Origin of the sequence: Plantibacter sp. MPB07 (assembly GCF_046619465.1) — a bacterium.
Taxonomy (GTDB): Bacteria; Actinomycetota; Actinomycetes; order Actinomycetales; family Microbacteriaceae; genus Plantibacter; species Plantibacter auratus.
Map to the genome: position 1 here is coordinate 2,917,181 of NZ_CP177043.1, position 26,706 is coordinate 2,943,886.

Sequence of the window (26,706 nt, forward strand, 5' to 3'; positions counted from 1 at the left end):
GAAGAGCGCCCGGTGATCCCCTCGATCCCAACCAGACAGCCCATACGGATGGCCACCGCAGGCCGCATCAAGTCCGACGGTCGTCGCTAGCCGGGCGCCGGGGTGGTCAGTGCTTCATGGGTGCACTGACCACCCGTCGTGCTCACCGGGCCGTGAGATTCACGTACTGCGGCGGAAGGCCCGCCGCTGCAGCGCGCACGGTGATCGTCCCGGGGCCGGTTGGACGGATGATGGCCAGTGCCCGTCCGTCGTAGGTGGTCCTTGTCGCCGCCGCGAACTCTTCGATGCTGTCCGGCTGGGCGCTGCCGAAGCCGGCGAGGATTCCGGGGCCCTCGATCTCCACCGAGACGGCGGTGGCGACGTCAGTCGCGATCGTCCCCGTCTCGTCGGAGAGTTCGACGCTGAGATACGCGAGATCTCCGCCGTCAGCTGTCAGTTCGGTGCGATCTGGCGTGAGGGCCAACTGGATGATGTCGCTGCGAGTGCGGAGCGTGCTGCTGCCGATCTCGATCCCGTCTCGTATGGCGATCGCCGTGAGCTCACCCGGGTGGTATTCGGTGTCGAATTTCGCGATGCACGCCTTGTGGACGCCGACCTGAGCACGACCGATGATCGTGCCGTCGCGACGGAGCTCGACCTCGTCCGCATCGCTGTACACGTCGACCTTGATCGCTGATCCTGGCGGGACGGCCCAACTCCAGCTGCTGACGACGTCATCCCAGGACCACCCACCCACGAGCACCTCGCGTCCGTGATGCTCGGGTCGTTGCACTGCGATGTACGGTTGGCTTCGCAGCCCCCAGACGGTTTCCTGCCAGAACGAGACGGGGCGACGATTCCCGAGGATGTCGATCGTGCCGGATTGGGCGAGCATCCAGGGATAGGGGGAGCTCGTGCCTGTCGGCACATCAGCGTCGTCCGGGTAGACCGGTCGACCGATGCTCGCTTCCCCGATGTAGTCCCAAGCGGTCCAGGCGAAGTCACCGATCACCGTCGGGTGCTGCTCGACCAGCGGCCAGATCCGGTCGAGCGCGCGCGGGAAGGTCTCGGATCCTACGAGGATGCGGTTCGGGTGATGCTCGGCGTCGATCGCGTAGCGGGCTTCGGCGTAGTTGATCCCACTGACGTCGAGCTGCGACTGGGATTCTTCGATTCGATCGGAGACCAACGCCGTGGAGCCGAGCGTGTTCATCATGTCTTCCATCGACCCCATGAGCGCGTTGATGTTCATCGGGGTGTCGCCCGAGGCCATCTGTGCGGCGAAGACGTCCATGGTGGCGACCATCCCGTTGATGGCATTGGTGATGAGTCGCGAGTCGTCGAGCGAGCGCACTTTCTCTGCAAGCGCCCGCCCCCAAGTAGATCCGATAGCGCTGCCGGTCTCGAAGATCTCGTTGCCGGTCGAGTACATGATGACGCTTGGGTGATTGAAGTCCTTGGCGACCATCGACTCGACGTCTCGTTCCCACCACTCCGGGAAGTCGAGCGAGTAGTCGAAAGCGGTCTTGCTCTTCGTCCATACGTCGGACACTTCGTCCCAGACAAGGAGCCCGTGGCGGTCACAGGCGTCGAGAAAGGCACGGCTGATGTTGTTGTGGGAACTACGGACGGCGTTGTAGCCCGCCGCCTTGAGCAGTTGCACGCGACGCTCCTCCGCGCGCGGGTGGGCTGCACTGCCGAGCGGGCCGTTGTCGTGGTGGATGCAGCCACCCCGAAGCTTCACCGAGCGCCCGTTGATCCGCAGACCATGCACCGGATCGACGGTGACGGATCGTACACCGAAGACGGATTCGTCCTCATCGAGCAGGGTGTCGCCCTCTCGCACCCGAGTGTGCGCGGTGTGCAGTCGCGGGTCGTCGACATTCCAGAGTGCTGGCTCGGAGAGGTAGTGACGGAGGTGCACTCGTCCAGTCGTCCCGGGGAGCAGGGTGATCGGCGCGGTCTGCAGGCTGAGCACCACATCGGCATCGTCGCGGATCTCTGTTTCGACCCGGACGGTGCGCGTGTGACGGGTCTCGTTGGCGACCTCGACGGTGGTGATCACGGATGCCAGGTCGGGCTCGATGACGGGGGTGGTGATGCGCACACCATCGAGCGGGATGTGCACCGGCTCGGCGGTGACGAGCCACACGTTGCGATAGAGACCGGCGCCGGCGTACCACCGGCTGTCTTCGTGGGTACGGACCTCGACGCTGATGGTGTTCGCCTCACCGAACCGGAGAAACGGGTCCAGCGCAACGGAGAACCCGACGTACCCGTTCGGGCGCTGAGCGGCGAAGTCGCCGTTGACGTACACGACAGCATCACGGTAGGCGCCTTCGATGTCGAGGACGATGCTCTGATCACGCCATTCCGCCGGCACATCGATGGTCTTGGTGTACTCGAGGTGCGCGCTCGGGTAGTAACCGGTGTGACTGCCATTAGGGCTGTCTGCGGACCGCGGCAGGTCTCGGAGGCCGTCGTGCGGGAGCGTGACGGCCGTCTTGGCTGATCCGCCGCTGAAGGCGTCGAAGGGCGAACCCTTGTGACCGACGGTCCAGTCTCTGTTGAAGGGTGTGCGGATCATGCGTGTGCCTTTCTGGCGATGTGCGATAGGTGGTCGGATGCGGGATCGGTGGTCACCGAACGCTCTTGATGAATCGGACGCTGATGGCACCGAGGATGACGGCGACGATGGTCACGATGAAGAGCGGCTGGTAGAGCCCGGTCGCCGCGACAACGGCGCCGGCTAGAACGGGGGCGATCACCTGCGGTCCGGCATTGGCGACGTTCATCACGCCCAGATCCCGTGCGGCGTTGTCCATATTCGGGAGGACTCGGGTGATCAGCGATTGGTCGACGGCGAGGTAGACGCCGAAGGCGATGCCGAAGATGCCGCTGGCGATGAAGGCGCCGGTGAGCGTGGGCACCAGGAGGTAGACGAGGGCGCCCGGGGCGAAGAGGAGACTCGACAGGCCCACGAACACACGGATTCGTCCGAATCTGTCCGACAACCACCCGCCGATGATCGAGAAGACGAGGAGTCCGAGCGTGCTCACTCCCTGCACAGCGACGAGGACGGCGGCGGCTTCCGTGACCGTACCCACACCGATGTAGTCAGCGAGGATGTACAGCTGCATGCCGGACATGAAGTTGTAGCCGAAGATGATCAGGAACCGGCCGGCGAACGTCCACCAGAAGTCCGGGGCACTCCGGAAACTGGGGAAGCGAGCCGCCGCCCGACGCTCGGCCTTGGAGGCGTGAACCGCGGCACGGACCGGCACGTAGTCCTTCGTCGTCAACGCGAAGATCGTCCCAAGGACGAGCACAACCGCAGCGATGCCCACGTACCCTACGAAGAGGTTCGTCGTCAGGCCGGCGATCGTGATCCCTCCGAATGCACCAAGGATCGACGACGCTCCGACCAATCCGGACATGGTCCCCCGGTTCCGGATCGGGACGCGTTCGGGGAGAACGGCGGTCAGGGCCGCCTGCAAACCGCTCAGAGGCCACATCGCGATCGCCCACGTGATGGCGAGGACGAGCGGGCTCGGGCTGCTGGCGGTGACGAGCAGGGCGAGGGCCGCGGCGACCGCGGATCCCAAGATCCAGATGTTGCGCCGGCCAAGGAAACGGCTGCTCGTCTTGTCTGAGAGGAGTCCGAGCAGTGGCTGCGCCACCAAGCTCGAGATCGCACCAGCACTGATCACGAGGCCCAGCATGCCGGCTGCCCCGGTCGTCTCTCCGAGCAGCTCGGCGACCTGTCTGCCGAGCATCACCTGAAGCACGCCACCCCAGACGACGTTGACACTGATCATCGCCAGCGGATAGATGACCCAGAGCCATCGGCTCATGTGCTGGGGACCCGTCGATGGCTCGAGAAGGGCATCCGGTGTAACTGCTGAACCGGGTACAGCGGCTTGATGAGGGCCGGTTTCGGGTTGAACGCTGTTGGTCGACATTGAGGATCTCCACGGCTCTGTGAGGGAAACGCTTACGCGCGTTATCGCCTCATCTAACATCATCTGATTACGCGCGTCAACTACACTGGTCGGACAGACACAAGGGGGAACGCGGGATGGCAGTCACGAGCGATGACGTTGCACGCGCTGCGGGGGTATCTCGGCCGGCAGTCAGTCAGATCCTGAACGGGCGAGGACGGTTCGCTCCGGAGACCATCCGACGAGTGGAAGAGATGGCTGCGGCCATGAACTACCGCCCGTCAGCGGCCGCTCGGACGCTTGCCACCGGAACGAGCGACGTCGTGGTCGCTCTCGTGCCCAACACCACGTTCGGCACCAATCTGCAAGACGTCATCGACGTGCTCACCGCAGAGCTCGCTCAAGTCGGCCTGACGCTCGTTCTGCGTTTCGCGAGTTCTCCCGTGGAACTGCTCGAGCACTTCGTCACGACCGTTCGACCGCGCGCAGTGATCGCGCCCTTCGTCGCTGCCACGGCTGCGGAGCGGAAGTTCATAGAAGGCAGCGGGGTTACCCTGATCGATCTGGCCGCGGGAGAGGATGTGAACTATCGCATCGGTCAAATGCAAGGCGAGTATCTGGTATCGAAGGGGCACCAGGCGCTCGTCTACGCGCACCTGCACGACGCCCGCATCGACGTGTACGGCGACATGCGGGAACGAGGACTCGCCGATTCCTGCCGCGAGCACGCGATTGCAGCGCCGAAATCGATTCGGCTGTCTGTCGACCTGGTGGACGCAGTGTCCGTCTTGCGCGACCTTCCTACCGGAGTGGCCATCGCCTGCTACAACGACGACGTGGCTATCGCGCTCCTCGCCGCAGCACGAGAACTCGGACGTCGCGTTCCGGAGGATGTCGCTCTGCTTGGAGTGGACGCGACTCGGATCGGTGCCCTCATGTCGCCCCGGCTGACCACCATCGCGGTCGACACGACGACCGCTTTGCACGCAATGGTCGACAACATCGTGAGCCAGCTGTCCGGTTCTGTTCCCGTCGACTCCCTCGCGGATCGACTTGTGCTCAACGTCGTACACGGCGGCTCCGCCTGACGGCGGGCACTGAGATGCCCCATTGGTCACCAGGTTGCTTGCCCAGTCGGATCTCGCTTTCTCGGCCAGGGTGGCGCAGCGACCGAAACTCGTCCTGCTAGCCGCGGCGCCGGCCAGCCAGGACGGAAGCCGTGCGCCGCGGTGGCGATACTCGTCAGGAGCGCGCTAGATGCAGCCCTGCCGATACGGCGTCGTGGTCGCCCGAGTACGCTGCTGCCTCGATGCGAACACTGTCTGCGGCAGGCGCGAACCCGGCGTCTGTCCATCGCTGAAGTGGACGGGTGGAACCCGCGAGGCGGACCGTCCGGGTCTTTCCTGCCTCAAGCGTCAGCGGAGCGAATCCGACGAGGACCCGCTTTGGAAAGTCCGGAGCCTCGACCGCAGCGTAGAGCTGCACCACGTGTCGTCCGGGACGTTTACCGGTGTTCCGGACGGTGACGAAGGCGGAGAATTCCTCGCCGTCGACGTCGCCGAGCTCAATCGTCTCGATGTCGAACGAGGTGTACGACATACCGAAGCCGAGAGGGAAGGCGGCCTGGTGGCCGTCCCGGTCGAGCAGTCGCTGACCGTGCCAACGGTCGTAGGTGATGGCGGCGGCGTCGATGTCGAACGGGGGGAGGTGGTCTTCACTGGTGGGAATCGAATACGGGAGTCGTCCGGTTGCATCGCGTTCGCCGAGGATGACGTCCGCCAGTGCCGTGCCGCCTTCGCTGCCGCTGTACCAGCCGACGAGCACGGCGGGGACAGCGTCGCGCCATTCTTCCGTGATCACCGCACCGGCGGTGACGATGACGACGACGGTCCGCGGATTCGCGGCCGCGGTCGCTCGGATGATCTCGGCATCGACTGGGCGGACGCGGAGGGAGCGCCGGTCACCGCCGAGCGCTGTTCCCATGGTGTGCTGCGAGTCGCCGGCGCCGGCCATGAGTGCGGCGAGGTCCACGCCCTCGGGAGCTGGTGGAAACAGGTTCAACAGCTCGGGCTGTGATGTGAGATCGCCCATGTATTCACCTTCGTCGGCCGCGGTGTATCCAACGACAACGATCGCCACATCGGCTCCTGCTGCCGCGATAGCGGCTGCTTGTGGGTCGTCTTCGCCGGCGAACGTCACCGTAGCGTCCGGCAGCGCGGCCTGCAGACCGCGCAACGGCGTGATGACCTCGGGTGAGCGGACATTCGAGGAACCGCCGTCGCCCGTGTTCGGCAGGTCGGCGAGACGCCCGATGACCGCAACCCGATCCAGCCCCTCACGGTTCAGCGGGAGGAGCGGTGCACCGTTGACGTCGTCGTTCTTGAGGAGCACGATCGCCGTCGCGGCGGCCTCCCGCGACAGTGCACGGTGCTCGGGCGAAAAGACGACCTCGAGGCCTGGCTCCGCATCGAGCGGCCGAGCGAAGAATGCGAGCTGCGTCGCGAGGATCCGACGTGCCGCCCGATCGACGTCGGACCACACCACTCGACCCGCTTCGAGGTCGGCAGGCAGTTGCCCGGCCCGCTGCTGTCGGAACGGCTCTTCAACGTCGAGACCGGCTCGGAGGGACTTGGCCGCGTCGCGCAGGCCGAAGATGAAGTCGGAGACGGTGACGCCGGCGAATCCCCACTCTTCGCGGAGAATGCCCTCCATGAGTCGTTCGTTCTCGCCTGCCCACTCGCCGTTAACGCTGTTGTATGCGGTCATGATGCCGTCGACACCTGCCTCGACGACGCGGCGGAAGTGCGGCAGATACACCTCGTGCAAGGTGGCATCATCGGCCGTGACGTCGATCGTGAACCGGGCGTTCTCCATCGAGTTCAGCGCGTAGTGCTTCGCAACAGCCATGGCGTGCCGACGGACACCGCGGGTCAGCGCCACCCCGAACTCCCCGAGCAGCAGACTGTCCTCGCCGTACGTCTCCTGGGCCCGCCCCCAGGCAGGGTGCCGAGGGAGGTTGATGCAGACGCCTCCGAAGAAGTTCGCTCCCTGTGCCCGCATCTCGGCGCCGATCGCCGTTCCGATGCGTTCCTCCAGGTCGACATCCCAGGTGGCGCCGCGCGCCATCGCGACCGGGAATGCTGTGGAGTTGCCCATGACGACGCCCCGCGGCCCGTCGCTGAACCGCAACCCAGGGATCCCGAGTCGATCCACGCGTCCCATGATGATCGGCCGCATGTTGTAACCAGCGCTCATCTCGCCCATGCCGGGCCAGAACTCATCATCCCCGTCAAGCAGCCACAGCTTCTCCTCGTCCGTCAGCAACGCGAGCAGCGCGTCCACTTCGGTAGCAAGCTCGGCACCGCTCTTGACGCGTTCGAGACTGCGCGAGAACTCCGTCGTCTTCGTCGACATCACAAAACCTTTCATCCCTTACCTGCACCGATGCAGGTAAGGGAATTGTAGGGAGCCGCAACAAATTTCACAAGGACGGATATGCGACGCTTGAGTCCATGACCGAGCAGCAGCGGAGAACGCGCCTTGCGCCCAGTGAGCGACGAGCGCTGATCATCGACGCGGCAACCCGTCAGATCGCAGAGGGCGGATACAACACGTTCACTCTTTCCAAGCTGGCCGAGGACTGCGGGATGACTCGAGCAGGTATCGAGCATCACTTCTCGTCGCGCGAGGAGCTACTGATCGCCGTCCTCCTCCATCGGGACGACCTCGACGCCTTCGCGATCACCACACCCGTCGAGGGACGGGATCCCCGGACCTTCGATGAGGACAGCGCGTGGAGAGTGCTCGACAACTTGGTGATACGAAATGCCGGGCAACCTGAACTCCTGCGGCTCTATACGATCCTCGGAGCCGAGGCGCTCGATCCGCAGCACCCGGCACATCACTACTTTGCTGAGCGCACTCGAACTGCACTCGACCTGCTCGCGGACCTGTCCGGTTCATGGCACCCGCAACCACGGGCCTTCGCGCTCGCAGTGCTCGCGGTCCTCGACGGGCTGCAGCTCCAATGGCTGCGCTTCCCCGACGAAGACCTGGTCGCCCTATGGAAGGGCGCCGGAGGCGCGCTGGCTCGCAAGACGGTGTGAAAACAGTTCTGGTCTCGCCATCGAGACGACCCGTCAGCGGGTCAGCGATTCCGGGCAGCGCTGGGCGGCTCCCGGGTCGCGATTGCAGTTTTGATCGGTGTCGACTACGGATTCACCGGCGGCCGCCAGTATGTCTTCTGGACCAACGAGACCTACTGACACCGCGGCCTGAACGCCACCCACACACTCCGGCAATCCGAGGCACCGGCCTCGCCGCCGGGGCGCTCACTTGCTAGCTTCGGCGGCTGGACCGCTCAAGCCGCTCGGATGCAGCCGCGACTGCCACAAGACATCGCCGCGAGGACGTTTTGCAATCTAAAACGTCGCTCCGAACAGAAAGCGACAATTTAGACTGCAAAGCGACACTTTACGACGTGCGTTCACACTACATGTGAACGCGGACGTAAAGTGTCGCCGCGGGGCCAGTGAACGAGCGGGTTTCCAACGTAAAGTGTCGCCGCCGTTTCCAGCGCAAAGTGTCGCCCCGAACACGCCTGCGTGATTCCGGGGTTTGAGGCCGACTTGGGGTCATCTGGTGGCGCTGCCTCTCGTCCGTAAAGCACGTCGGCTCGATGCCATCAGCCCCAAACTTTCGTCGAACTAGGGGCGGGCGTCCTCGAACTCTCCCGCTGCCTTGTGCTCCCGGCAAGCACCGACCAGCTCGACGACACCGGCTGCCTTATCGGCGCCGTAGAAACCGAATACTTGCCCCTGCACGGACGCGTGACAGCGCTCGTGTTGGCGCGATCGGAGAGCCGAAGGGATCTCCACGGTGAATCCCGGGAACGGATCTGCTCATGGGGCATTTGGGTCCGGATCGTGCCTCACTCGTGGCATTCATCAGCCTCCGGCTGTGCCCTCGCCAACGGGAGCGATGTCAGCGGCCCTGTTCAACCACAGCCGGCCATCGCTGCACAGAGGCAAACGGAACGCCCGCGGTAACCGTGAGCGGATGATTCGGAAACGCATCAAGCGTGCTCGCGAGCTTGATCGTCAACCGCTCGAGCGTCTCGATCTCCTCTGCGCTCCACCCGGTCAGCACACTCACATCCTGCATGGCGTCCAACACGCGGGAGCCGAGCGCTCGGCCCGAGGCAGTCAGCCCGATGACAGCACCGCGCGCGTCTCGCGGGTCGTGCGCGCGGAACACCAGGCCAGCGCTCTCCAGACGAGCGATGACCCGGCTCATGTTCGACCGCGTCGTGTCGACCGCGTCGGCAAGTGCGGTGGGCGTCGCCAATCCGCGATAGATGAGCTGGTTGATCACCAGGAACGCTGGCAGATCCTTCGGAAATGGGAACCCGCTGTCGCGCATGACTTGCTCGCGGTACGACCGCGACGTCCCCCACGCAACGATGGCCTGGAACGCCGATTGGAAGCTCGGCGCATCGCCTCCAACGAGTGGAGCAACGTCCTCGGCCGCGAGGGCGTCCAGCGGGAGCGTGTTCTTGCTTCTCGGCATCGGACGGGACTCTTTCTACGACTCGGGCTCCCCAGCATAGAGCGCTCCGCGAGAGAATCCTGTAAAACTATTTGACTCAGGAACATACTTGGTGGCACTGTTGGCGCGTTGATTCGTTTCATTTCGTCCCCCGACGATTCCCGCGCTCGTGCACTTCAAAGGAGAAGTCCCGTGTCACTCACATCAAAACCAGCCCCCCGCCCGTGGTGGGTCGCCGTTGTTTCCGGCATGGCCTCGTACGTCGACGCTGCCGCCATCACCGGCTTCGCCACCGCGATCGTCGTCTTCCAGCAGATCCTCGGGCTGAACGAGATCCAGATCGGCATGGCCGGCGGAGCACTCACCGCTTCCATGGCCATCGGCGCGCTCGTCGGCGGCCGGCTCGGCGATCGCTTCGGTCGTCGTCCAGTGTTCACCGCGACGATGATCGCGCTCATCATCGGCGCTGTCGTGCTGGTGTTCGCATCCTCGTTCCCCGTCATCCTCATCGGGGCGATCATGCTCGGATTCGCAAGCGGTGCCGACCTACCGGTCTCACTGTCGACCATCTCCGAGGCGGCGACCGAGCACAACCGGGGCCGCCTCATCGGGTTCACCAACCTCCTGTGGATGGCAGGCATCATCGCGAACATCGTCATCAGCACCCTCGTCGGCGATCTGGGCGCAGTGGCACCGATGATCCTGTTCGGGCACATCGCCGTGGTCGGCGCCCTGATCCTCCTCGGACGGCTGACGATCCCCGAGTCGGCAACGTGGCTCGCAGCCCGGGCCGAACGACGGGCCGGCGTGAAGACGGTCCGCGCGGAGCGCGCCGGCATTCGCATCCTGTTCCGTGGCCCTTACGGCACGGTCTTCCTCGCTCTGATCATGTTCGCCTCGCTGACCAACCTCATCGCGAGCACGATCGGCAGTTACGGCACCTACATCCTCGTGAACTTCGGGGACGTCTCGATCAGCCAGGCATCACTGGTCACCCTTCCGCTGCTACCGGTGAGCATCATCGGGTACCTCTGGTTCATGAAGATCGCCGACAAGCCCGTCCGGTTCCGCTACTTCCAGGCGGGAGGCATCGCATTCGTGCTCTCTCCGCTGGTCGTCGCACTCTTCGGCGCAAGCGTCCCCGTCTACCTCGTCAGCCTGCTGCTCATGGGCGTCGGTTCGGCCTTCGCATTCGAAGGCATCCAACGAGTGTGGGCACAGGAACAGTTCCCCACGCTCCTGCGCACGACGGCGCAGGGCAGCATCATCGCCATCCAGCGCTTCACGGCAGCCGCCCTCGCGAGCGTCACCCCGACCCTCCTCATCGGCGGGCCGTCACTCCTGTTCGGCATCCTGACCGTCGGCTCCGCCATCGGAGTCGGCTGGGCCTGGATCGTGTTCCGCACCCGCGACCGACACGACGAGTTCGAGTCAGAGGCCGGTGCGACTGAACCAGCAGAACGCTCCGCGCCGATCGCCTTCCACTAACCCTGTCAAGAGGACTCCACCATGACCCCGCACTCGCTCACCGTCGATCGACGCCCCGCGCCGTTCGGCATCGACTCAGCCACCCCGGAATTCGCCTGGAAGCTCCCGAACGACGCACCTTCACAGCTTGGATACGAGATCGAAGTCTCCACCGACTCGTCGTTCGCCCTTCACGACGTCCTCTGGACGAGCGGCCGGGTGAGGAGCACGACCCCCTACGGCGTCTTCTATGCCGGCGTCGCGCTCCGGTCCCGCACCGAGTACCACTGGCGGGTGCGGGTGCACGGAGCCGAAGGCGCCGTCAGTGAGTGGGCTGCCGCGTCGTTCGAGACCGGGCTTCTGAGTCCGAGCGACTGGCAGGCCGACTGGATCAGCCACCCGCTCACCAAAAAGAACGACCCCCGCAGCATCTACCTCTCGACGACGATCGAGCTTCCAGGGGACGTCGTCCGAGCGCGTGCGTACGCGAGCGCGCTTGGTTGGTACCGGCTCTTCATCAACGAGCACGACATCACCGGTACCGCCCTGGTGCCGCGGTGGACACCGTTCCACGAGTACACGGAGTACCAGGTGTACGACACCGTCCACGCGCTGCGGGCCGGCACCAACACCATCGGCATCATCGTCTCCGAAGGACGATTCCGCGGACGCCTCGGCGCCTTCTCCCTCCCCAACCGCTACGGCGACCAACTCGCCGCGCTCCTGCAGCTGGAACTGGAACTCGCCGACGGCACTACGGTCCAGGCGACGAGTGACGCAGGTTGGACTGCCAGCCACGGGCGGGTGCGGGTCGCGGACCCGAAGGACGGTGAGCGGGTCGACCTTCGCCTCCCGGAATTGCCGTGGCTGCAGGGTCCCGCGGAAGGCTCCGTCTCAGCGGTGGTCGTCCCTGAGCGGCGCCGGATGATCGCGGAATCCGTCGCACGGGTCGAGCAGATCGACCAACGCCCCGGGACAGTGTCACGGACCCCATCGGGCAAGCAGCTGATCGACTTCGGCCAGAACCTCTCCGGCGTCGCACGCGTCCGCCTGTCAGGCCCCGAGGGCGCCACGGTGCGGCTGCTGTACAGCGAGGTGCTGGCCTCGAGCGGGGAGATCGCGACCGGCTACCTCGGGGGCGGCCCGTCCAAGAAGGATTGGTTCCAGCGCGATGAGGCGATCCTGGCAGCCGAACCCGTCGTCTACACCCCCGGCGCCACGATCAAAGGCTTCCGCTACCTGAGCATCGAGGGGCCCGCCGACCCGATCTCCGCGGACGACGTCGAGGCCATCGTCCTCTCGACGCCACTCCCTGCGGTCAGCGAGTTCCACAGTTCGGATGACCGGCTGAACCAGCTGTGGAAAAACGTCGTGTGGTCACTGCGCTCGAACTTCACCGACACCCCGACCGACTGCCCGACCCGAGAACGCAGCGGCTGGACGGGAGACATCCAAGTGTTCGGGACCACCGCCGTGCAACTCGTCGACGCCGGCGCCTACCTTCGCCGCTACCTCCGCAACCTCGCGGCAGAGCAGCACTCAGACGGAACGATCCCTCCGTTCATCCCCTCGGAGGCAGCACCAGGGATCAGCCGCAACCCCTTGGGCTTCACCCGCACCTCGGCAGGATGGGGCGATGTCGCTGTCATGCTCCCGTGGACGCTGTACCAGTACTACGGCGACACCGCGGCACTTCGCGACCAGTACGCCAGCTCGAAGGCGTGGGTGGACCAGCTGGCGACGCGCGCCGCGCGCAAACGAGGCATCAGGCGCAGGTTGCGGCGCGGCGTCGGACAACTCGAGCGGTACGTCGTCGACACCGGCTATCACTGGGGAGAGTGGCTCCGACCCGGAGAATCTCTCGCGTCGGAGATGCCCGGGAACTTCCTCGGACGACGCACCAGCGTCGCAACGGCCTACCTCGCCCACTCCGCACGACTCCTGTCCCGGATCGCCGACGTCCTGGGCGAAGACGCGGATTCCCATCGCTACGCCACCCTGGCCGAGAACGCCAGCTCCGCCTGGCGGGCCGCCTTCGTGGCCGACGGCGGAGGGCGCATCGGTGACGACCGGCAGGACGACTACGTCCGCGCCCTCGCGTTCGACCTCCTGGAACCACAGCACCGCGACCGAGCGGCTACCCGCCTCGTCGGACTCGTCCAGCAGGCAGGGAACCACCTGGCCACCGGATTCCTGAGCACACCGATGCTCCTCGACACACTCGTCAACACCGGCCACCCCGACGTCGCTCTGAGCATCCTGCTCCAGACCAGCGCCCCATCCTGGCTGCAGGCCGTCGAACGCGGAGCAACGACCACCTGGGAGACCTGGACCGGCTACAAGGAGGGCGAACCCGAAGCATCACACAACCACTACGCATTCGGTGCCGTCGCCGCATTCCTGCAGGAGCGCATAGCCGGCCTCGCGCCCGCAGCTCCTGGATACGCCCGCCTCCGCATCGCCCCCATCATCGGCGGGGGCCTGACCTCCGCCGCGGTCACGATCGACACCCCGTTCGGCCGTGCGTCGTCGGCCTGGGCTCGTGACGACACCGGAGCGGTCTCCCTCACCGTCGAAGTACCCCCCGGCGTCCGGGCGGACATCGTGTTCGGAGAAATCTCGACAGAAGTAGGATCTGGGACTCACCGGTTCACCTCGAACGCATCGGAGACGGCCCGCAGCAGCCAGTAGCCACCCTTCAGCAACGCTCAGATGGCTGCACTGCACCTCGGAGGGTCTCACCGCCACCAAGCCGCCACCGGAGCGTTCTCGCAGCCTAAAGTGTCGCTCCGAACAGAAAGCGACGCTTTAGGTTGCGAAGCGACACTTTGCGTTGAGCGTTCACACTACATCCCCGGCGCCATGTCGGCGAAGCGCGAGAAGTGCCCGTGGAAGCCCACGGTGATCGTCCGGGTCGGTCCGTTACGGTGCTTGGCGATGATGAGGTCGGCCTCGCCGGCTCGCGGGCTGTCCTTCTCGTAGGCGGACTCACGGTGCAGGAGCACCACCATGTCGGCATCCTGCTCGATCGAGCCCGACTCACGGAGGTCGGACAGCGCCGGCATCTTGTCGGCACGCTGCTCAGCACCACGGTTCAGCTGCGACAGCGCGATGACGGGGACCTGGAGCTCCTTCGCCATGAGCTTCAGCGCACGGGAGAACTCCGAGACCTCCTGCTGACGGCTCTCGACACGCTTACCGGACGTCAGCAGCTGCAGGTAGTCGATGACGACCATCTTCAGCCCCACGCGCTGCTTGAGCCGACGGCACTTCGCGCGGATCTCGACGAGCGTCATGTTCGGGCTGTCGTCGATGTAGAGCGGTGCGTCGTTGATGCGGCCGCGCACCTGCGCGATCTTCGTCCAGTCCTGCGAGTCGACGGTTCCCTTACGCATGAGCTGCAGCGGCACGGACGCCTCAGCGCTCATGAGACGCATCGCGATCTCGCTACGCCCCATCTCGAGCGAGAAGAAGATCGACGGCTGGTTGTAGTGGACCGAAGCGGCACGGGCGAAGTCGAGCGCGAGCGTGGACTTACCGATAGCGGGTCGGGCGGCGACGATGATGAGCTGACCCGGGTGCAGACCGTTCGTCAGTTCGTCGAGCTCGCGGAAGCCCGTCGGCACGCCGGTCATGGAACCGTCGGTGTGCTTGGCGGCCTCGATCTCGTCGATCGCCGCGCTCACCGCGTCGGTCAGCGGGACGTAGTCCTCGACCTCCTGGTTACCTGAGACGGCGTAGATCTCGGCCTGAGCGGAGTTGACGAGCTCCACGGCTTCACCCTCGGCCGCGTACCCCATCTGCACGATGCGGGTGCCGGCTTCGACGAGACGACGCAGCAGTGCGCGCTCCGCGACGATGCGGGCGTAGTAGCCGGCGTTGGCCGCCGTCGGCACGAGGCTCGTGAGCGTGTGGAGGTAGTCCGCGCCACCTGCGCGCGACAGCTCGCCCGTCTTGACGAGCTCGTCGGTGACGGTGATGACGTCGGTGGGCTCACCGTGCGAGTACAGCGTCAGCAGGGCGTCGTAGATGACCTCATGCTTGGGGATGTAGAAGTCCACGCCACGGAGGGTCTCCACCACGTCGGCGACCGCGTCCTTTGACAGCAGCATGCCGCCGAGTGCACTCTGCTCCGCGAGGAGGTCGTGCGGAGGGACCCGCTCGTTGCCGCGCGGCTCGTCGTACGATCCGCCGCCTTCGGAGCGGTTGAGGTGAGCGATCGACAAGTGGACATCCCTTCTCGATGTGGACTCGGGTGGTGCGGGTGGTGACGACTCAGGTGTAGCAGGAGCATGCGACACGCACGGGCCCTGCGGGGCGCTCGAGGGCTACGGACGAGGGCTGCTCAGCCTGCTCGTCCGGCTGTTCCGAGACGCCGATGACTCACGATAGGGCCACTCGTCTCCACAACCAACTCTGCCTGTGGATAACTCTGTGGAGAGATCGGGGGAAACGCCGCGTGTCGTGTGCACAAGCTGTGGGAAACCCTGTGGAGAGAGAAGTTTTTCTGCCGCGCAATACGTCGCTGACCAGGAGATTCTGATTCCACAGGCTGTGTGTGGAAAGTTCTTTCGATCCTGTGTCGAACGTTGGGGAGAACGGGGGTCACCTGTGTACAACTTGCTTGACGCAGAGGGCGAAACGGGTGTAGCACACAGCTGTCGGGGCGACGCGTCGCCCCCGTTCTGGGCACAGAAAAACGCGATGGCGGCAGACCTCTCGGTCCACCGCCATCGCGCTCATCACGACGTGCATGAGGCGCCGGACCCGAAGGCCCGACACCGCACGGCGGGCACTACTTGGCCGCGACCACCTGAAGGGTGATCGTGGCGACGATCTCGTCGCGGAGGCTGATGGTGGCCTCGTGCTCGCCGACGTACTTGATCGGGGTGTGGATCTCGATCTTGCGCTTGTCGACCTCGCCCAGCCCGGCTTCCGCCACGGCCTTCGCGATGTCGGCAGGCTTCACGGAACCGAACAGACGGCCTTCGCCACCCGTCTTGACCGTGAGCTTGACCTTGGTGGCCTGGAGGCGAGCCTTCAGGTCCTGGGCCTCTTCGATCGTGGCGTGCTCGCGCGCAGCGCGGGCCGACTTGATCTGCTCGACCTGCTTCTCGCCACCGCGGGTCCACGGGGTCGCGAAACCCTGGGGAACGAGGAAGTTGCGAGCGTAGCCGTTCTTGACGTCGACGACGTCACCAGCGGAGCCGAGGCCGGAGACCTCGTGCGTCAGAATCACTTTCGACATGTGCGGCGCCTCCTAGCGGCCAGAGCCGGCGTAGGGCAGGAGCGCCATCTCGCGTGCGTTCTTGACCGCACGTGCGATGAGTCGCTGCTCCTGGACGTTGACACCGGTGATACGACGAGCGCGGATCTTTCCCCGCTCGGAGATGAACTTGCGAAGCGTGGCGACATCCTTGTAATCGATGACACCAACGCGGATCGCCTTCGCGGGAGCGACGTTCTTGCCGCCCTTAGCACCGCGGGCAGGCTTGCGGCGGTCGCCGCTCGACTTTCCAGCCATGGTTGTTCCTTTACGTGTGAATGGAGTGATCGGCTAGCCGGCAGAACCGGACCGATCGAATCTGTTTAGAAGGGGGTCTCGTCGCTGTAGCTGCCCGGAGTGTTCCAGGCATCTGCACCGCCGTTGCCGCCGGAAGCTGCGGGTGCGCTCTGAGCCCAGGGCTCGTTCTGCTGCACCTGCGGAGCTCCGCCGCCGCGCTGCTGACCACCGCCGCCGCCACCCGAGGGTGCACGGCTGATGGTCGCGGTCGCGTACCGGAGCGAAGGGCCGATCTCGTCGACTTCGAGTTCCATCGAAGTCCGCTTCTCGCCTTCCTTCGTCTCGTAGGAACGCTGCTTGAGACGCCCGGTCGCGATGACGCGGCTTCCCTTGGTGAGCGATCCGGCCACGTGCTCGGCGAATTCACGCCAGACGCTCGCGCGCAGGAACAGCGCTTCGCCGTCCTTCCATTCGTTCGTCGCGCGATCGAAGTTGCGCGGCGTGGAAGCGATGGTGAAGTTGGCGACAGCCAGGCCGTTCTGCGTGAAACGCAGTTCCGGATCGCTGGTCAGGTTGCCCACCACGGTGATGACGGTCTCGCCGGCCATGAGCCCTAGGCTTCCTTGGTCTCAGCCGCAGCCGGAGCCGCGTCTGCCTTGGGAGCCGCGGCGACAGCAGCAGCGGGCTTGGCGGCAGCCTTGCGGGCGGCCTTCTCTTCGCTGCGCTTCGTCTCGGTGGCGACCTGAGCGATGGCCTCTTCGGCACGCAGCACCTTGGTGCGCATGACGGCCTCGGAGAGCTTCAGCTGGCGGTCGAGCTCCTGCGTGGCAGTGCTCGTCGCAGTGAAGTCCACGACGGCGTAGATGCCTTCGGTCTTCTTGTTGATCTCGTAAGCGAGACGACGACGGCCCCAGATGTCGACCTTGTCGATGGTTCCACCATCGTTGCGGATGACGTTGAGGAACTTGTCGAGGCTCGGTGCAACCGTGCGCTCGTCAATCTCGGGGTCGAGGATGACCATGAGTTCGTACTGATGCGTCACTAACCCACCTCCTTCGGACTCGAACGGCCACAGACTTTCTGTGGCAGGAGGGTGTAAGCATCGTTGCGATCGGGCGAGAACAGAGCGGACGCACCCGGGCAACCTTCACAGCGTACCGGACGGGAGCCCGTACCGCCACCGCGGGCCTGTCGCGGAGCCGCCGCGCGTGGGATGCTGGACCCGATGAGCAGCCCAGCCAGCCGACAGCGCGCCGACCGACTGATCGGTCTCGACCTCGCGCGCTTCCTCGCGCTCATCGGCATGATGGCCACGCACGTCTGGGCCTTCGACATCGCGACCGGTGGACACACGCCGATCACGGCGGTCCTCTCGGGCAAGGCCGCGGCCCTGTTCGCCGTGCTGTCCGGGATCGGGATCGTGCTCACGAGCCGCCGCGACCTCGCCGCCGGTTCCCCCGCGGCAGCGCGCCTCAACCTCTTCGGGCGCGGCTTCGCCCTGCTCGTCCTCGGCCTCACCCTCGGCGTCCTGCCCGGCGGCATCTACGTGATCATCGCCTACTACGGCGTGACCTTCTGGCTCGCGATCCCGGCCGTCACGTGGCGTCCGCGCACGTTGCTGATCGTCGCGGCCGTCTGGGCGGTGGTCTGGCCGATCTGCTCGCAGGCGCTCCGGGTGCCGCTCAGTGGCGTCGACTCCCCCGAGATCGGCAGTGCGTCCTGGTTCGACGTCTCGGGCGGCGGGTTCGCCCGCGGGCTGCTCCTCACCGGCGTGTACCCGGCGCTCACCTGGATCGTCTACGTCCTCGTCGGGATGGCCGTCGGCCTTCTGCTCATGGATGCGCGGGCGAACGGGACACTGCGGCGCTTCGCACTCCGGCTCGCGGCGATCGGACTCGTCGTCGCCATCACCGCGGATCGCCTCGCCGCCCTCCTCCTCGGTCCCGTCGGCGGTGTCCAGGGCATCGCGCGCGCCTGGACCGGCGGCCTCGAGCCCGATCCGACGACGATCACCGCCGTCGAGGACGCCCTCGCCGAAGGGATGTACGGCACGAGCCCCACGGAGTCCTTCTGGTGGCTCGTCGCCCGCGCCCCGCACTCGGGCACCACGCTCGACCTCGTCTTCACGATCGGGATCGCGGCGGTCGTCATCGGCCTGTGCCTGGCACTCGGCACGGTCCTGAACCGCGGCTGGTCGCTCGCACTCCTGCCGGCGACCGGCGCCGGGGCCGTTCCGCTCACCGTCTACTCGGCGCACGTCTTCATGGCGTCGGTGGGTGCCTTGATCGCCGCGATCGCCGGGACGTATGCGGACACGGCGTGGCTCATCTCGAGCCCGCAGCTCTGGCTCATCCACGTCGCCGGTGCGCTCCTCCTCGGCTGGATCATCGCCCTCACCAAGCGTCGCGGACCGCTCGAGACACTGGTCCACGCGGCCGGCCGGGCACTCACCGTCGCCGCGAACCGCCCTGGTCGGACGCCCGCGACGATGACGCCCGTGCCTGAACCGCACGGAACACCGCACGTACGATGACCGGTCCGACGACACGAACCTCGACGCTGGACACGCGACCACTCACGGAACGGATCGACCGACGCGCACTCCGCGAGTACCGCACGGGCCTCCCGGGCGAGGTCCGTCCGCCACTCATGGCGGCGATCTGGCCCGCCGTCGTGCTGGTGGTGCTGCCGATCCTCTTCCTCTCCGCCTGGTGGTTCGTGCTCGAAGACGGCTCGATGCCGGATGAGCCATGGGACTGGTCGGCCCTGATCCTCCTGCCCTACCTCGCGCTGCCCGTCGGCATGCTCGTCCTGCTGGTGCGCACGGTCCGACGACGCAGCGGCGTCCGCCAATACCGGCTGGACCGGTTCGCGCGGGCGAACGGCCTGAGCTACCGGCCGTTCGCCATACCGGTGGCGCTGCCCGGGCTCATCTTCACGATGGGTGGGACGAGCGTCGTCAGGGACCTGCTGTGGCGCGACGGCAGGTCACCGCTGTCCGTCGGGAACCTGCGCACGATCGTCGGTTCGGGACGGAACCGCAAGGAGCACCGCTGGGGGTATGTGGCACTCCGGCTGCCGGTGGCGCTCCCCCACATCGTCTTGGACGCCGTCGGCAACAACTCGCTCCTGCACCCCCGTCTGCCCGTCACCTACGCCAAGGACCAGCGGCTGTCACTCGAAGGCGACTTCGACCGCCACTTCGAGCTGTACTGCCCGCGCGGCTACGAGACCGACGCCCTCTACCTCTTCACGCCCGACATCATGGCGAGGTTCATCGACACGGTGGCCGAGCTCGATGTCGAGATCGTCGACGACCACCTCTTCCTGTACTCGCCCGAGGACCTCTCGACCCTCGACCCCGAGGTGTGGACGTGGCTGATGTCGGTCGTCGACATCCTGACCGAGCGCATCGCGCAGTGGGAGCGCTGGCGGGACCGCCGACTGGAACCCGTCGGCGCGGCCACGATGCCGGGCGCGTTCCCACTGATCCGTCCGCCTCGGGGCGTGGCCGGGCAGGGCAGACGCCTGTCCCGGCGGACGGGATGGTGGTGGGTGATCGGGCTCGCCCTCGCCGTCTACGGGTGGTATCTCATCATCGGCGACGCGGTCCGGGCGATCACCGGCGGCTGAGCCCGTCCCAGCTCGCGAACTGTCACTTCGGCACAGTGCGGGCCGCGCACACTCGCATCGAGTGACAGTTCGCGGGCTACTTGGCGTCGGCGTAGGAGGTGACGACGGCGGTGGTGACCGGGAACTCGACCGGCGCGGTGCCGAAGATCAGGCGACCGGCCTCGGCCGCCGCCTCGCGCACGAGGGCGACGACCCGCTCGGTCTGGTGCTCGGGGCAGTGGACGACGATCTCGTCGTGGAGGAAGAAGACGAGGTGGGCCGACTCGGTGAGCGCGGCCGCCGGACCGACCGTCTCTGCGGCGAGCGTCTGCAACCGCGTCCGGAGGCCGGCCATCCAGCACAGCGCCCATTCGGCGGCAGTGCCCTGCACGACGAAGTTGCGGGTGAAGCGACCCCAGCTGCGCGCCTCCATGCGGGCGCGCTGTGTCGCGGCGGCGTTCGCGCCCTCCATCGAGGCGGCGGACTGGATCTCCCGCCAGGTCTCGCCGGGCAGCGGTGACGTACGACCGAGCCGGGTGCTGACCCGTTCCCCGCGCTCCCCAGCACGGGCGGCGGCCTCAACGAACTCAATCGCCCGCGGGAACGCCCTCGTGAGCCGGGGCAGGAGGCGCCCGCTCTCCCCCGTCGTCGCGCCGTACATGGCACCGAGCATCGCGATCTTCGCGTGCGGCCTGGTGTCGACCGCGCCGACGTCGACCATGCCCTGGTAGAGGTCGACGCCGCGTCCGGCATCGGCCATCGCGCGGTCGCCGGACATCGCGGTGAGGATGCGTGGCTCGAGCTGGGCGGCGTCGGCGACGACGAAGCGCCACCCCTCGTCCGCGAGGACGGCACCGCGGACCTGGTGCGGAAGCTGGAGGGCACCGCCACCGTCGGATGCCCAGCGCCCGGTGACGACCCCGCCGGGCACGTAGGTGGGACGGAAGCGTCCGTCCTTCACCCAGGTCTCGACCCACGTCCAACCGTTCGCGGTGAGGAGACGCGACAACCTCTTGTACCGGAGCAGCGGCTCGATGACGGGGTGCTCGATCTCCTGCAACTCCCACTGCCGGGTGGACGTCGCGTTGATGCCGGCACGCTGGAGCGCCTTGAGGAGCTCGCCAGGTGACTCGGGGCTGAGCTCCTGCACCCCGAGGGCGGCCTTGACCTCCTCGAGGACCGCAGCCAGCTTCGCCGGACGGACACCGGGCGGCACCTTGGGGCCGAGGGCGTCGGCGAGGATGCGGTCGTGGGCCTCGGCGTCCCACGGGAGACCGGCGAAGGTCATCTCCGTGGCGATGAGGGCACCGGCGGACTCGGCGGCGAGGAGGAGTCCGAGCTGCGAGCGTCCCTGCGGTGTCGCGCCGTCGACGGCGTCACGCTGGAGCGTGAACTCGGCGACGGGATCGCGTTCGCCACCCGGGAGGTCGAGGTCGAAGAGGGTCCCGACCGCCTCCGCACGCTGGGCGACGCGCGGATCGAGGACCTCGTCCCACGGGCCGGCCGGAGCGGTCGCGAGTGCGGAGTCGGCGGTGAAGGCGGCGTTGCGGAGGAGGTTGTGGGAGAGCCGGAGGTCGACGCAGCGGGCGATCCGGACACCCGCGGCGAGGAGCGCCGGGTACCAGAGCGTGGTGTCGTCCCACACCCAGCGCGGCGGATTCGGCTCGGCCTCGAGACGCCGGACGAAGGCCGCGAGGTCGGCCCGCGGGATGGTGGTCTCAGATACCGGAGGTGGCTCGCCGGATGAAGTGGGACGGTCCTCGAGGTGCACGACGCGAACGCGGGCGCCGTCGAGCTGCTGGAGGACGATGTGCACCACCCCAGTCTGCCGTCACCCGCCGACCTCACCCGACGCGACCTCACGCTGGAGACACGAGACCCGGACAGAATCGCGCGTTCAATCCGGGTCTCGTGCACTCGGCGAGGTACGGATCAGCGTCTGCAGAGCGCCGACCGCGATGGGATCGGTCCCTGAGCCTGTCGGAGGGCCATCAGTCTCATCGCTTGCACTTCGACAAGCTCAGTGACCGGGGAAAGGTCGGTGACCGCGGTAGGGCCCTGGAGACGGGACATCCCCCCTATGGGGGCGGGCGCAGCGGTGCCAGACTGCGAGCATGCTGATCTCGACGATGAACGATGTCCCCGGCCGCCAGGTCACCGAGGTGCTGGGCGAGGTGACCGGCCTCACGGTCCGTGCACGCAACGCGGGCGTGCAACTCGGCGCCAACTTCAAGGCACTGCTGGGCGGTGAGCTCTCCGGGCTCACCAAGCAGCTCGCTGAGAGCCGCGAGGAAGCGAAGCAGCGACTCATCGAGGCGGCCACCGCGCTCGGTGCCGACGCGGTACTCGCGATGCGGTTCGACGCGGCCGAGGTCGGCCAGAACTACCAGGAGGTCGTCGCCTACGGCACCGCCGTCAAGCTCGGCTGAGGTCGGGGCCTGAACCGACGCGGTCCCTGAGCTCCATCCCGGTCACTGAGCTTGTCGAAGGGCGCACTTCGACAAGCTCAGTGACCGGGGGGGGTGAGGCTCAGGGACCGGGGGGTGAGGCTCAGTGACCGGGGGGGTGAGGCTCAGGGACCGGGCCCTTCGACAGGCTCAGGGACCGAAGGAGGATCAGGCGCGGAGGCGCTTGAGCTCCTCGCGACGCACGGCCTGCTCGGCCGGGTCTGGCACGGGGAGAGACGCGAGGAGACGACGCGTGTAGACGTCGCTCGGCGCACCGAGCACCGCTGAACCAGGCCCCTCCTCCACGATGTCGCCGCGATACAGCACGACGATGCGGTCGGCGAGGATGTCGACGACGGCGAGGTCGTGGCTGATGAACAGCGACGCGAACCCGAACTCACGCTGCAGCTCGGCGAAGAGCTCCAGCACGCGGGCCTGCACCGACACGTCGAGTGCCGAGGTCGGTTCGTCGGCGACCAGCAGTGCCGGTTCGAGCGCCAACGCCCGCGCGAGCGAAGCACGCTGCCGCTGCCCACCGGAGAGCTCGTGCGGGAACCGGTCGCCGAACGCCTTCGGCAGCTGCACCGCTTCGAGCAGCTCGTCCACCCGACGCCGGGCCGCGCGTGCGTCGCCGAAGCGACCGTGCACGATGAGCGGCTCCGCCACGCACTCCGTGATCGTGAGCAGCGGGTTGAAGCTCGTCGCCGGGTCCTGGAACACGAACCCGATCTCACGACGCTTCGGGGCGAACTCGCGCTCCTTCACCCGGTTCATCTCCACACCGAGCACCGACAGCGAGCCGCCGGTCACCTTGGTGAGCCCGGCGATCGCGCGGCCGATCGTGGTCTTGCCCGACCCCGACTCCCCCACCAGGCCAAGGACCTCGCCCGCGTGGATCGTGAAGTCGACGCCCTTGACCGCCCGGAACCCGGCACGACCGAAGCGACCCGGGTACTCGATCTCGAGGCCCTTCGCGACGACCACCGGCTCACCGAGCTGCAGCTGCTTCCCGCGCTCGACCTCGGCCGGCGCGGAGCTCTTGCCGCGGCCGACGTGCGGCACCGACGACAGGAGCTTCTTGGTGTACTCGGCCTTCGGTGAGGAGAACAGCTCCTGGACGGGAGCCTCCTCGACGATGTCGCCCTGGTACATGACCACGACGCGGTCGGCGAGGTCGGCGACGACGCCCATGTTGTGGGTGATGAGGACGATGGCCGTCCCGAACTCGTCGCGGCACCGACGCAGGAGGTCGAGGATCTCAGCCTGCACCGTGACGTCGAGCGCCGTCGTCGGCTCGTCCGCCACGATCAGTCCGGGGTCGAGCACGAGCGCCATCGCGATGACGATGCGCTGCTTCTGCCCGCCGGAGAACTGGTGCGGGAAATAGTCGACCCGCTCCTCCGGCTCCGGGATGCCGACGCGACGCAGGATGTCGATGGCCTTGGCCCGCGCCTCGGCCTTCGTGTACGACCCGTGTGCGCGGAGACCTTCGGCGATCTGCCACCCCACCTTGTAGACGGGGTTGAGGGCCGTGGATGGCTCCTGAAACACCATCGCCGCGTCGCTGCCGCGGACGGACCGCAGCTGCTCCGCCGACGCCGTGACGACGTCCTGCTCGGTCGAACCGTCGCGCGAGCGCAGGACGACCGCGCCGGAGGCCGTGGCCGTCTCCGGGAGCAGACCGAGGATGGTCTTGGCCGTGACCGTCTTGCCCGAGCCGGACTCACCGACGATCGCGACGATCTCGCGCGGTGCGACCGACAGCGAGATGTCGTTGATCGCCTTCACCGCGCCGGCGTCGGTCGAGAACGAGACCCCGAGGTCGCGGATGCTGACGATGTCCTTGGTGCCGAGGTCGCGTGGACCGGTGGTCGGCGTCGACTGGCTCATGAGCGCTCGTCCTCTCGTCGGTTCTCCAGATCGCTGTCCGCCGCGGCGTCGCTCACGGCTCCCAGCGACTCGGCGTCCATCATCCCGGCGCCACCGGGGCTGTCGGGCGTGCCACCGGTGGTCGTGATGCTCGACGTCGCAGCGACCGATCCGCTCGACGCGCCGACACGACGACGGCTGCGCAGACGCGGGTCGGACAGGTCGTTGAGGCTCTCACCGACGAGCGTGATGCCGAGCACGACGAGGACGATCGCGAGGCCCGGGAACAGCGCGGTCCACCAGATCCCGCTCGTGACGTCGGAGACGGACCGGTTGAGGTCGTAGCCCCACTCGGCGGCCGCAGTCGGCTCGATGCCGAACCCGAGGAAGCCGAGCCCCGCGAGCGTGAGGATGGCCTCGGAGGCGTTGAGGGTGATGATGAGCGGCAGGGTCCGCGTCGCGTTCCGCAGCACGTGACGGAACATGATGCGGGAGCTCGACGCACCGATGACCTTCGCCGACTCGACGAACGCCTCGCTCTTGATGCGCACGACCTCGGAGCGGATCACCCGGAAGTACTGCGGGATGAAGACCACGGTGATCGAGATCGCGGCGGCGAGGATGCCGCCCCAGAGGCTCGACTGCCCGCGGCTGATGACGATCGACATGACGATCGCGAGCAGCAGCGACGGGAAGGCGTAGACCGCGTCGCACACGACGACGAGCACGCGGTCGAGCCAGCCACCGAAGTACCCGGCGACGAGCCCGAGCAGCACGCCGATGAAGATCGACAGGATGATCGCGGACACGATGACGAAGAGCGCGGTCTGGGCACCCCAGAGCACCCGGGACAGGACGTCATACCCACCGACGGTCGTGCCGAGGAGGTTCGTCGCGTTCGGCGCCTGCTGCGTGCCGAACGAACCGTCGTCGCCGCGCAGCTGGTTGTAGCGGTAGGGCGCGACGAGCGGCGCGAGGATCGCGATGAGCACGAACACGCCCGTGACGACGAGACCGATGACGAGCATCGCCCGCTGCAGCCCGACCGATTGTCGGAACTGCTTGACGACGGGCAGGCGGTCGCGCAGCGGACGCTTCGCGGGCGCGGTCTGCACGGCGGTGGCGGCTGTCGGAGCACTCATGCTCAGTACCTCACCCTCGGGTCGATGATCGCCGCGATGATGTCGACGATGAAGTTGGTCAGGGCGACGATGACGGCCAGCAGCGCGACGATCCCCTGGACGGCGACGAAGTCACGCGCCTTGAGGTACTCGCTCAGCATGAAGCCGAGGCCCTTCCATTCGAACGTCGTCTCGGTGAGCACAGCACCCGCGAGGAGGAGCGCGATCTGCAGGCCGATGACCGTGATGATCGGGATGAGCGCCGGACGGTAGGCGTGCTTCGTCACGAGCCGGAACTCGCTGACGCCGCGCGACCGGGCCGCGTCGACGTAGCCGGAACCGAGCGTGCCGATGACGTTGGTGCGGACCAGCCGCAGGAAGACGCCGGCCGTCAGCAGGCCGAGGGCGATCGCCGGGAGCACCGCGTGGGCGAGGACGTCGCTGATCGCCGTCGGGTCGCCGAGGCGGATCGCGTCGATCAGGTAGATGCCGGACGGGTTGGAAATGGTCTGGAGCGTCAGCTCGGTGCCGGTGCTCGCTCGACCGGCGACCGGGAGGATCCCGAGCCAGACGGAGAAGACCAGCTTGAGCAGCAGGCCGGCGAAGAACACCGGGGTGGCATAGCTGAGGATCGCGAAGACGCGGAGGCCCGCGTCCTGCCAGCGGTCGCGGCGGGCGGCGGCGAGCATGCCGAGCGGGATGCCGACGATGAACGCGACGATGAGGGCGTAGATCGCGAGTTCGAGGGTCGCGGAGCCGTACGTGAGGAGGACCTCGATGACCGGGCGGTTGTCGGAGATCGTCGTGCCGAAGTTGCCGACGGCGATCTGTCCGAGGAACTCGAAGTACTGGACGAAGAGCGGCCGGTCGTAGCCGGCGGCGCTGATGCGTTCCGCAAGTTGGTCGGCTGGGAGGCGACCTCCGAGCGCCGCGGTGATCGGGTCACCGGTCAGGCGCATCAGGAAGAAGACCATGGTGACGAGGATGAACACCGTCGGGATGATCAGCAGGAAGCGGATGACGAGGTACCGCCAGAGTCCGCCACCTCCGGAACGTCTGGCCGCCTTGGGGGGTGGGGTTGCGACAGCTGCCGTCATTGCAGTGGATCCTCCTCGATCACCGACTCGGTAGAGCGCGGACAGACGATCGGGGCGGCTCTGTGGAGCCACCCCGATCGCGACGTCCGACTCACCGTAGTCGGATATCAGCTGGTCAGGCTA

At 66.8% G+C, this 26,706-nt stretch carries 20 protein-coding genes and 1 pseudogene; 8 read left to right on the plus strand and 13 right to left on the minus strand.

Annotation, left to right across the window (positions count from 1 at the left end; all coding sequences use genetic code 11):
• Positions 1-142: 142 nt before the first annotated feature.
• On the minus strand, positions 143-2,566 hold the full coding sequence (locus ACLIME_RS13540; protein WP_411557251.1) for a glycoside hydrolase family 2 TIM barrel-domain containing protein: 2,424 nt from the start codon (positions 2,564-2,566) through the stop codon (positions 143-145).
• 52 nt (positions 2,567-2,618) lie between these two features.
• Positions 2,619-3,833, minus strand: a complete 1,215-nt coding sequence (locus tag ACLIME_RS13545; RefSeq protein ID WP_056781287.1) for an MFS transporter — start codon at positions 3,831-3,833, stop codon at positions 2,619-2,621.
• A gap of 224 nt (positions 3,834-4,057) precedes the next feature.
• Here ACLIME_RS13545 and ACLIME_RS13550 point away from each other — a divergent pair.
• Positions 4,058-4,144: pseudogene (locus ACLIME_RS13550) on the plus strand (helix-turn-helix domain-containing protein); the annotation flags it as partial.
• A 30-nt stretch (positions 4,145-4,174) separates the two neighbouring features.
• Positions 4,175-5,008: a substrate-binding domain-containing protein gene (locus tag ACLIME_RS13555; RefSeq protein WP_241161036.1), complete on the plus strand. Its 834-nt coding sequence runs from the start codon at positions 4,175-4,177 to the stop codon at positions 5,006-5,008.
• 154 nt (positions 5,009-5,162) lie between these two features.
• On the opposite strand, the gene ACLIME_RS13560 is transcribed toward ACLIME_RS13555, so the two are convergent.
• Complete coding sequence (locus tag ACLIME_RS13560; protein ID WP_411557252.1) at positions 5,163-7,334, minus strand: glycoside hydrolase family 3 C-terminal domain-containing protein; 2,172 nt, start codon at positions 7,332-7,334, stop codon at positions 5,163-5,165.
• Positions 7,335-7,432: 98 nt separating this feature from the next.
• Here ACLIME_RS13560 and ACLIME_RS13565 point away from each other — a divergent pair, with 98 nt between their 5' ends.
• On the plus strand, positions 7,433-8,026 hold the full coding sequence (locus tag ACLIME_RS13565; protein ID WP_411557253.1) for a TetR/AcrR family transcriptional regulator: 594 nt from the start codon (positions 7,433-7,435) through the stop codon (positions 8,024-8,026).
• 877 nt (positions 8,027-8,903) lie between these two features.
• On the opposite strand, the gene ACLIME_RS13570 is transcribed toward ACLIME_RS13565, so the two are convergent.
• Entirely contained in the window at positions 8,904-9,488 is a 585-nt protein-coding gene (locus ACLIME_RS13570) for a MarR family winged helix-turn-helix transcriptional regulator (protein ID WP_124767772.1), read from the minus strand.
• 171 nt (positions 9,489-9,659) lie between these two features.
• Here ACLIME_RS13570 and ACLIME_RS13575 point away from each other — a divergent pair, with 171 nt between their 5' ends.
• Together ACLIME_RS13575 and ACLIME_RS13580 are read left to right on the plus strand one after the other, a co-directional pair.
• Complete coding sequence (locus tag ACLIME_RS13575) at positions 9,660-10,955, plus strand: MFS transporter (protein WP_240044000.1); 1,296 nt, start codon at positions 9,660-9,662, stop codon at positions 10,953-10,955.
• A gap of 21 nt (positions 10,956-10,976) precedes the next feature.
• On the plus strand, positions 10,977-13,625 hold the full coding sequence (locus tag ACLIME_RS13580; RefSeq protein WP_079704265.1) for an alpha-L-rhamnosidase: 2,649 nt from the start codon (positions 10,977-10,979) through the stop codon (positions 13,623-13,625).
• 155 nt (positions 13,626-13,780) lie between these two features.
• On the opposite strand, the gene dnaB is transcribed toward ACLIME_RS13580, so the two are convergent.
• From dnaB to rpsF, 5 genes are all read right to left on the minus strand, one after another.
• The gene (gene dnaB, locus ACLIME_RS13585) at positions 13,781-15,154 is read right to left on the minus strand and encodes a replicative DNA helicase (protein ID WP_369808454.1); all 1,374 of its coding nucleotides are present in this window, start codon (positions 15,152-15,154) and stop codon (positions 13,781-13,783) included.
• 575 nt (positions 15,155-15,729) lie between these two features.
• Positions 15,730-16,182, minus strand: coding sequence for a 50S ribosomal protein L9 (gene rplI / locus ACLIME_RS13590; protein WP_056010352.1), 453 nt, complete (start codon positions 16,180-16,182; stop codon positions 15,730-15,732).
• 12 nt (positions 16,183-16,194) lie between these two features.
• Complete coding sequence (gene rpsR / locus ACLIME_RS13595; protein WP_056010351.1) at positions 16,195-16,458, minus strand: 30S ribosomal protein S18; 264 nt, start codon at positions 16,456-16,458, stop codon at positions 16,195-16,197.
• A gap of 65 nt (positions 16,459-16,523) precedes the next feature.
• Positions 16,524-17,045: a single-stranded DNA-binding protein gene (locus tag ACLIME_RS13600; protein WP_064295656.1), complete on the minus strand. Its 522-nt coding sequence runs from the start codon at positions 17,043-17,045 to the stop codon at positions 16,524-16,526.
• Between the two features lie 5 nt (positions 17,046-17,050).
• Positions 17,051-17,458, minus strand: coding sequence for a 30S ribosomal protein S6 (gene rpsF, locus ACLIME_RS13605; RefSeq protein ID WP_217485263.1), 408 nt, complete (start codon positions 17,456-17,458; stop codon positions 17,051-17,053).
• A gap of 204 nt (positions 17,459-17,662) precedes the next feature.
• Here rpsF and ACLIME_RS13610 point away from each other — a divergent pair, with 204 nt between their 5' ends.
• Both ACLIME_RS13610 and ACLIME_RS13615 read left to right on the plus strand, forming a co-directional pair.
• Positions 17,663-18,970, plus strand: a complete 1,308-nt coding sequence (locus ACLIME_RS13610) for a heparan-alpha-glucosaminide N-acetyltransferase domain-containing protein (RefSeq protein WP_411557254.1) — start codon at positions 17,663-17,665, stop codon at positions 18,968-18,970.
• Positions 18,967-20,070 carry a hypothetical protein gene (locus tag ACLIME_RS13615; protein ID WP_411557255.1) on the plus strand — a complete coding sequence of 368 codons (1,104 nt, stop codon included), beginning with the start codon at positions 18,967-18,969 and terminating at the stop codon, positions 20,068-20,070. Before ACLIME_RS13610 ends, ACLIME_RS13615 begins: the two co-directional genes overlap by 4 nt.
• Before the next feature lie 76 nt (positions 20,071-20,146).
• Here the strand turns inward: ACLIME_RS13615 and ACLIME_RS13620 are convergent, their stop codons facing one another.
• Positions 20,147-21,865: a bifunctional 3'-5' exonuclease/DNA polymerase gene (locus ACLIME_RS13620; protein WP_411557256.1), complete on the minus strand. Its 1,719-nt coding sequence runs from the start codon at positions 21,863-21,865 to the stop codon at positions 20,147-20,149.
• A 298-nt stretch (positions 21,866-22,163) separates the two neighbouring features.
• Between ACLIME_RS13620 and ACLIME_RS13625 the strand changes: the two genes are divergently transcribed.
• Entirely contained in the window at positions 22,164-22,478 is a 315-nt protein-coding gene (locus ACLIME_RS13625) for a YbjQ family protein (RefSeq protein ID WP_064294105.1), read from the plus strand.
• 186 nt (positions 22,479-22,664) lie between these two features.
• Here ACLIME_RS13625 and ACLIME_RS13630 read toward each other — a convergent pair whose 3' ends face one another.
• From ACLIME_RS13630 to ACLIME_RS13640, 3 genes are read right to left on the minus strand one after another with little or no spacing between them, the layout of a single operon-like run.
• Entirely contained in the window at positions 22,665-24,386 is a 1,722-nt protein-coding gene (locus ACLIME_RS13630) for a dipeptide ABC transporter ATP-binding protein (RefSeq protein WP_411557257.1), read from the minus strand.
• Positions 24,383-25,507 (minus strand): ABC transporter permease, encoded by a 1,125-nt coding sequence (locus ACLIME_RS13635; RefSeq protein WP_411557258.1) that lies wholly within the window; start codon positions 25,505-25,507, stop codon positions 24,383-24,385. The genes ACLIME_RS13630 and ACLIME_RS13635 overlap by 4 nt, the downstream gene beginning before the upstream one ends.
• A 2-nt stretch (positions 25,508-25,509) precedes the next feature.
• Positions 25,510-26,583 carry an ABC transporter permease gene (locus tag ACLIME_RS13640; protein ID WP_124767788.1) on the minus strand — a complete coding sequence of 358 codons (1,074 nt, stop codon included), beginning with the start codon at positions 26,581-26,583 and terminating at the stop codon, positions 25,510-25,512.
• Positions 26,584-26,706: the final 123 nt, after the last annotated feature.

Bases quoted from the DNA above. Each gene is read 5' to 3' on its own strand.
- ACLIME_RS13540 (WP_411557251.1), bottom strand. From the start codon at position 2,566: ATGATCCGCACACCCTTCAACAGAGACTGGACCGTCGGTCACAAGGGT.
- ACLIME_RS13615 (WP_411557255.1), top strand. From the start codon at position 18,967: ATGACCGGTCCGACGACACGAACCTCGACGCTGGACACGCGACCACTC.
- ACLIME_RS13600 (WP_064295656.1), bottom strand. From the start codon at position 17,045: ATGGCCGGCGAGACCGTCATCACCGTGGTGGGCAACCTGACCAGCGAT.
- ACLIME_RS13610 (WP_411557254.1), top strand. From the start codon at position 17,663: ATGAGCAGCCCAGCCAGCCGACAGCGCGCCGACCGACTGATCGGTCTC.
- ACLIME_RS13580 (WP_079704265.1), top strand. From the start codon at position 10,977: ATGACCCCGCACTCGCTCACCGTCGATCGACGCCCCGCGCCGTTCGGC.
- ACLIME_RS13555 (WP_241161036.1), top strand. From the start codon at position 4,175: ATGGCTGCGGCCATGAACTACCGCCCGTCAGCGGCCGCTCGGACGCTT.
- ACLIME_RS13565 (WP_411557253.1), top strand. From the start codon at position 7,433: ATGACCGAGCAGCAGCGGAGAACGCGCCTTGCGCCCAGTGAGCGACGA.
- ACLIME_RS13560 (WP_411557252.1), bottom strand. From the start codon at position 7,334: ATGTCGACGAAGACGACGGAGTTCTCGCGCAGTCTCGAACGCGTCAAG.
- rpsF (WP_217485263.1), bottom strand. From the start codon at position 17,458: ATGGTCATCCTCGACCCCGAGATTGACGAGCGCACGGTTGCACCGAGC.
- rplI (WP_056010352.1), bottom strand. From the start codon at position 16,182: ATGTCGAAAGTGATTCTGACGCACGAGGTCTCCGGCCTCGGCTCCGCT.
- ACLIME_RS13630 (WP_411557257.1), bottom strand. From the start codon at position 24,386: ATGAGCCAGTCGACGCCGACCACCGGTCCACGCGACCTCGGCACCAAG.
- ACLIME_RS13545 (WP_056781287.1), bottom strand. From the start codon at position 3,833: ATGAGCCGATGGCTCTGGGTCATCTATCCGCTGGCGATGATCAGTGTC.
- ACLIME_RS13640 (WP_124767788.1), bottom strand. From the start codon at position 26,583: ATGACGGCAGCTGTCGCAACCCCACCCCCCAAGGCGGCCAGACGTTCC.
- ACLIME_RS13635 (WP_411557258.1), bottom strand. From the start codon at position 25,507: ATGAGTGCTCCGACAGCCGCCACCGCCGTGCAGACCGCGCCCGCGAAG.
- ACLIME_RS13625 (WP_064294105.1), top strand. From the start codon at position 22,164: ATGCTGATCTCGACGATGAACGATGTCCCCGGCCGCCAGGTCACCGAG.
- ACLIME_RS13570 (WP_124767772.1), bottom strand. From the start codon at position 9,488: ATGCCGAGAAGCAAGAACACGCTCCCGCTGGACGCCCTCGCGGCCGAG.
- rpsR (WP_056010351.1), bottom strand. From the start codon at position 16,458: ATGGCTGGAAAGTCGAGCGGCGACCGCCGCAAGCCTGCCCGCGGTGCT.